The following is a 5,480-nucleotide window of genomic DNA, read 5'->3' as shown; positions in this document are numbered from 1 at the left end:
TTGCCGTTGCGTTACGAGGACCGGACCCGGCTGACGCCGATCCGCGATCTTCAAATCGGTGAGTCCGCTCAGATTGAAGGAGTCATCGAGGCGGCCGAGCGCGGCTTCCGTTTTCGTCCGCAACTGCGCGTTGTCATCAGCGATGACGAGCGCACGATGCTGACCTTGCGTTTCTTCACGTTTCGTCGCAGTCAGGTCGATCAGCTCACGCCCGGGACTCGATTGCGTTGCTACGGTCAGGTCCGCCATGGCGCGCATGGTCCGGAGATCGTGCATCCGCAATATCAACGGATACTGGCTGGCGAACATGCGGTCGAGGAGGCGCTGACGCCGATCTATCCGACCACCGAAGGACTCGGTCAGAAGCGGATTGCCAGTCTGGTCGCGCAGGCCTTGCAGGAATTGCCGGCCGATTCTGCACTGGAACTGATTCCGGCCGAATTGCGCGAGCCGCTGCACTTGCTGTCATTGCGCGAAGCCTTGTTGCTCGTGCATGGCCCGCCCGCCGATGCGGATCTCGCAGCCCTGGTGCTCGGTACCCATCCGGCCCAGCAGCGTCTCGCATTTGAAGAATTGCTGACCCATCACCTGAGTCTGAAACGACTGCGTGCACAGGTGCGCGAGCACGGTGCTCCGCGTCTGCGCGGCGACGGCAAGTTGCGAAAGCTACTGTTGAAATCCCTGCCGTTCACCCTGACCGGCGCCCAACAGCGGGTCAGCAAGGAAATCGGCAAGGATCTGCTCGACGATGAGCCGATGCTGCGTCTGATCCAGGGCGATGTCGGTTCCGGCAAGACGGTCGTCGCTGCTTGGGCGGCACTCGCGGCCATTGAATCGGGCTTCCAGGTGGCCTTGATGGCGCCGACCGAATTGCTCGCCGAGCAGCATTTCCGGATCCTCGGTGCCTGGTTCAAGCCTCTGGGTATCGAGCCGGTGTGGCTGGCCGGCAAAGTCCAGGGCAGGGCGCGCAAGGCGGCATTGGAGGCGCTCGTCGGCGAAGCACAGCTCGTCATTGGTACCCATGCCTTGATGCAGCAGGGCGTGGAGTTTCGCAGCCTCGGCCTGGTCATCATCGATGAACAACATCGCTTTGGCGTGCATCAACGCCTGGCCTTGCGCGACAAGGGACGCGAAGGATCACGCGTTCCCCACCAGCTCGTACTCACCGCGACGCCGATACCGCGCACCCTGGCGATGACCGCTTACGCCGATCTGGATGTTTCAGTGATTGATGAGTTGCCACCAGGACGAACGCCGGTGACGACGGTCGCCATCTCGGCGGCGCGCCGTGGCGAAATCATCGAGCGCATTCGGCTGGCCTGCGCCGAAGGTCGCCAGGTCTACTGGGTGTGCACCTTGATCGAGGAGTCCGAGCAGCTCGAAGCACAAGCCGCCGAAGTCGCATTTGCCGAATTGACGAACCAGCTCGACGGCCTCGCCATCGGTCTGGTCCATGGCCGCCTGAAGGCCAACGAGAAGCAAGCGGTCATGGATGAATTCCGCGCCGGACGCATTGCCTTGCTGGTGGCAACCACGGTGATCGAGGTCGGTGTCGATGTGCCGAACGCGAGCCTGATGGTCATCGAGAACGCCGAGCGACTTGGACTGGCCCAACTGCATCAGTTGCGCGGACGCGTCGGTCGCGGCAGTCAGGCTTCCAGTTGCGTGTTGATGTACCAGCCGCCGCTGTCGGCGCTGGCCCGCGAGCGCCTGACCGCGATGCGAGAAACCAGCGACGGCTTCGTCATCGCCGAAAAGGATCTCGAACTGCGCGGCCCCGGTGAATTGCTCGGCACGCGGCAGACCGGCCGCCTCGAATTCCGCATTGCCGATCTCGCTCGTGATGCACCGATGCTGGCCGATGTGCAGCGCATCGGCGCGATCATGCTCGATCAGCATGCGCCGACCTGTGAGCGTCTTGTTGCGCGATGGATCGGTAGTTCAGCCCGCTTCGCAGGTGCGTGAACGGTGATTCCGGGGCAGGTTCAGGATTGCAAAGCGTCGCTGTCTGAGCTCGGCCGGCCAAAATCCAGGCGCTGCCGGCAGAGCCCTGCCGCCTGTCAAGTCTGAAATAATTGCGAGTCTTGCCGTCAACCCCGTCCAGAATCCATGACCATGAAACTGCTGATTGATACCGATCCTGGCGTCGATGACGCTTTGGCGATCCTGATGGCGCACGCACATGCCGATGTCGTGGCGATGACCATCGCTGCGGGCAATGTGGGTCTGCGCCACACGGTGGCGAATGCGCTGAAACTGGTCGAAGTGCTGGATGTCGATACGCCGGTGCATCCCGGTTGCGAGCAGCCGCTCGTGCTGCCGGCGGCCGATGCGGCCTTTGTGCATGGTGCGGATGGCTTCGGTGACACCGGCTATGACGCCCCACAACGCCTCGCCTCCGGTGAGCATGCGGCACTGGCCATTTTGCGCTTGAGTCACGAGCATGCGGGCGAGTTGACCCTGATCGCACTGGGTCCGCTGACCAACCTTGCCCTGGCCTTGCGACTCGATCCGACCTTGCCCGGGCGGATCAAGCGCCTGCTGATCATGGGCGGAGCAGTGAATGGTCGTGGCAATACTCATCGGGTGCCGGCTGAATTCAACATCGGATTCGATCCCGAAGCCGCGCATGTCGTGTTTTCCGGCTGGCCAATGGTCGAATTGATCGATTGGGAGGCGACGATGCGTCATGGCCTCGACTATGCGGAGCTCGAACACTGGCTGTCCGCAGACACGGCGGAGGCGGGATTCTATGCCGCGATTTCCCGCCGCACGCGAACCTGGGCACTGGAGCACGGCCGCAAGCGTCTGCTTTCGGCGGATGCTCTGGCCATGGCGGTTGCACTGGATCCCGGCATTGTCAGCGAGGCTGAGGAGCGCCACGTCGGGATCGAATTGGCGGGCAGCTTGACCCGCGGGGCAACCGTGGTCGATTGGGATGACCGAATGGGACGGCCGGCAAATGCCAGGATCATCCTCGCTGTAGATCAGGCGCGCTTCGAGAGTCTTGTGCGTTCGGGACTGGACCGGACGACCCGGAAATAGCGCGCCATTTTGCTCATTGGGCGATACGGACTGCCTTCACCGCGATCGCGAAACGCCATGAGAACCCCGGGTCCTGCACGATCATCGTGCGTATTCATGACCAGGCCGGCCCAGCGGCGGGACAAGCCAAAGCTGACCCACGGCTTGCGCAGGCCATGGCCCAGCCGCTACAATCGCGCTCTTTTCTTCCGGGACCACCCGGCCAACGGATTCTGCCTCATGAAAGTCGATACCCATCCGAAGTACCATCCCGTCGTTTTCCAGGATCTGTCCAGCGACTTTACGTTTTTGACCCGCTCGACCATGTCCAGCAAGGAAACCGTGAAGTGGACGGATGGCAAAGAATATCCGCTGGTCAAGGTGGAAATTTCGAGTCACTCGCACCCGTTTTACACCGGAAAGCAGAAAGTCATCGATGCCGGTGGCCGCGTCGACAAGTTCCGCCGCCGCTACGCCAAGTAAACCGACCTTGTTTCAAGTGTCAGCAAACGCCGGCCATTGCGCCGGCGTTTGTGTTTGCGCAATGCGCCTGACCCTGACAAGTCATCACCTGCGGCGTGTTGCTATGCAATAATTGGTCCCGGTACGGTGGCGTATGCACGCGTCCGGGAATCTCCCCCCGATGCACCCGCGCGCCGGCCAACACCTCGTTATTCCCCGTTTCCGCGCCTTTTCGTCGGCTCGGGACCTGCTCAAGGAGTCTGCCGTGTCCGATCAAACCGTCCAACTCACCGATACCAAGAATGACCGCAGCACGAAGCTGCCGGTCGTCACCGGAACCCTGGGTGATCCCGCGCTCGATATCGGCAGGTTGAAGAAAGACACCGGTTATTTCACCTACGATCCCGGGTTCGTCTCGACTGCAAGCACGCGCAGCGCGATCACTTACATCGATGGTGACAATGGAGTCCTGCTCTATCGCGGCTACCCGATCGAGCAACTGGCCAAGCATTCCAACTTCCTCGAAACCTCGTATCTGCTGATCAATGGCGAGTTGCCGAACACGGCTGAATTCAGCAAGTTCGAGCATGAAGTCACGCATCACACGATGATGCATGAGTCGCAGAAGAACTTTCTCAATGGTTTCCGCTACGACGCGCATCCGATGGCCATGTTGTGCGCGTCGGTGGCATCGCTGTCGGCGTTCTACCACGACACCCTCGACATGGAGGATCCCGAGCAGCGTCGCTTGGCGGCGATCCGCCTGATCGCCAAGGTGCCGACCATTGCCGCTGCCGCCTATCGCTCATCAATCGGTTGGCCGGTGCGCTATCCGCGCAACAATCTCGAGTACGTGAACCGCTTCCTGCACATGATGTTCGAAGTGCCAAGCGAGCCGCTGGAGATGAATCCGGTTGTCGCCAAGGCACTCGATCTGTTGTTCATCCTGCATGCCGATCACGAGCAGAACGCGTCGACCTCTACGGTGCGTCTGGTTGGATCCACGGGTGCCAATCCGTACGCCTGCGTAGCGGCGGGTATTGCCGCGTTGTGGGGACCGGCCCACGGCGGTGCCAACGAAGCCGTGTTGTCAATGCTGACCGATATCGGTGACGCGAAGAATGTCGCCGCCGCCGTGACCAGGGCCAAGGACAAGGATTCCGGATTCCGTCTGATGGGCTTCGGTCATCGCGTCTACAAGAATTTCGATCCGCGTGCGACGATCATCCGCGAGATGACGCACAAGGTGCTTGCCGATCTGAACATCAAGGATCCACTGCTCGATGTCGCCATGGCACTCGAAGAGGTCGCGCTGAAGGACTCCTACTTCGTCGAGCGCAAGCTGTATCCGAATGTCGACTTCTATTCCGGCATCATCTACAAGGCGCTGCGCATCCCCACCGAGATGTTCACGGTGATGTTCGCGATCGCACGTACGGCCGGCTGGGTTGCGCACTGGCTCGAGCAGCAGGTTACGCCGGACTCCAAGATCGGGCGGCCGCGCCAGGTCTACACCGGCTCCGTACAACGCGACTACGTGGCGACCGACAAGCGCTGAGCGGGGCGTCAGCCAAAGAAGTTGCCGAACGGCAACTTCATTGCATGAGGGCAAGCAGATTTTCCAGCGTCGCGCGCCGCATCGGCCGCTCGCTGATGCGATCCAGTGGCGCGTGGCGCAAGCCGTCGAGTGGAAAGACGGTCAGGTCGATGTTGACGCCACCGGCGGTGAAAAGAAGCACGGGGAATTCCGCGCTGGAGTCAGCGCTCAGGCGCAGCGAGCGCTCCTGCTGTTCGAACGGGATTTCATGGTCATCCAGGAATGCCAGCAGTTCGCCCAGGTTGTCACAGAACAGGTGCAGGCAAACCGCGGACCAGGCGTCGGCCGTGCCTTCCAGTGTGGCGCCGACCAGACGTGGCTCGAAGCGCGCGAAGAATTGCATGGCTTCCACGGCAGCGGCTCGGCGCAGGCCGAGTTCGGCCGGCTGGGTGTCAGC

General features: G+C 61.6%; 5 protein-coding genes. 4 read left to right on the top strand and 1 reads right to left on the bottom strand.

Annotated features, from left to right (window positions below; translation table 11 throughout):
* The 4 genes from recG to VFN25_RS03825 form a co-directional block, all read left to right on the top strand.
* A partial coding sequence (recG, locus tag VFN25_RS03840) for an ATP-dependent DNA helicase RecG (protein ID WP_325139005.1) occupies nucleotides 1-1,965 on the top strand: 1,965 nt, incomplete at its 5' end.
* Between the two features lie 150 nt (nucleotides 1,966-2,115).
* On the top strand, nucleotides 2,116-3,045 hold the full coding sequence (locus tag VFN25_RS03835) for a nucleoside hydrolase (RefSeq protein ID WP_414648846.1): 930 nt from the start codon (nucleotides 2,116-2,118) through the stop codon (nucleotides 3,043-3,045).
* Between the two features lie 219 nt (nucleotides 3,046-3,264).
* On the top strand, nucleotides 3,265-3,507 hold the full coding sequence (locus tag VFN25_RS03830) for a type B 50S ribosomal protein L31 (RefSeq protein WP_325139001.1): 243 nt from the start codon (nucleotides 3,265-3,267) through the stop codon (nucleotides 3,505-3,507).
* Between the two features lie 244 nt (nucleotides 3,508-3,751).
* Nucleotides 3,752-5,044: a citrate synthase gene (locus VFN25_RS03825; RefSeq protein WP_325138999.1), complete on the top strand. Its 1,293-nt coding sequence runs from the start codon at nucleotides 3,752-3,754 to the stop codon at nucleotides 5,042-5,044.
* A gap of 37 nt (nucleotides 5,045-5,081) precedes the next feature.
* On the opposite strand, the gene VFN25_RS03820 is transcribed toward VFN25_RS03825, so the two are convergent.
* Nucleotides 5,082-5,480, bottom strand: a 399-nt coding sequence (locus VFN25_RS03820) for a hypothetical protein (protein WP_325138997.1), incomplete at its 5' end; no start/stop codon positions are given.

The sequence above is a fragment of the Dokdonella sp. genome (assembly GCF_035703485.1).
Lineage (GTDB): Bacteria > Pseudomonadota > Gammaproteobacteria > Xanthomonadales > Rhodanobacteraceae > Dokdonella.
The sequence above is the reverse complement of the archived record's forward strand: the minus strand, read 5'-3'. Positions and strand labels throughout refer to the sequence as shown.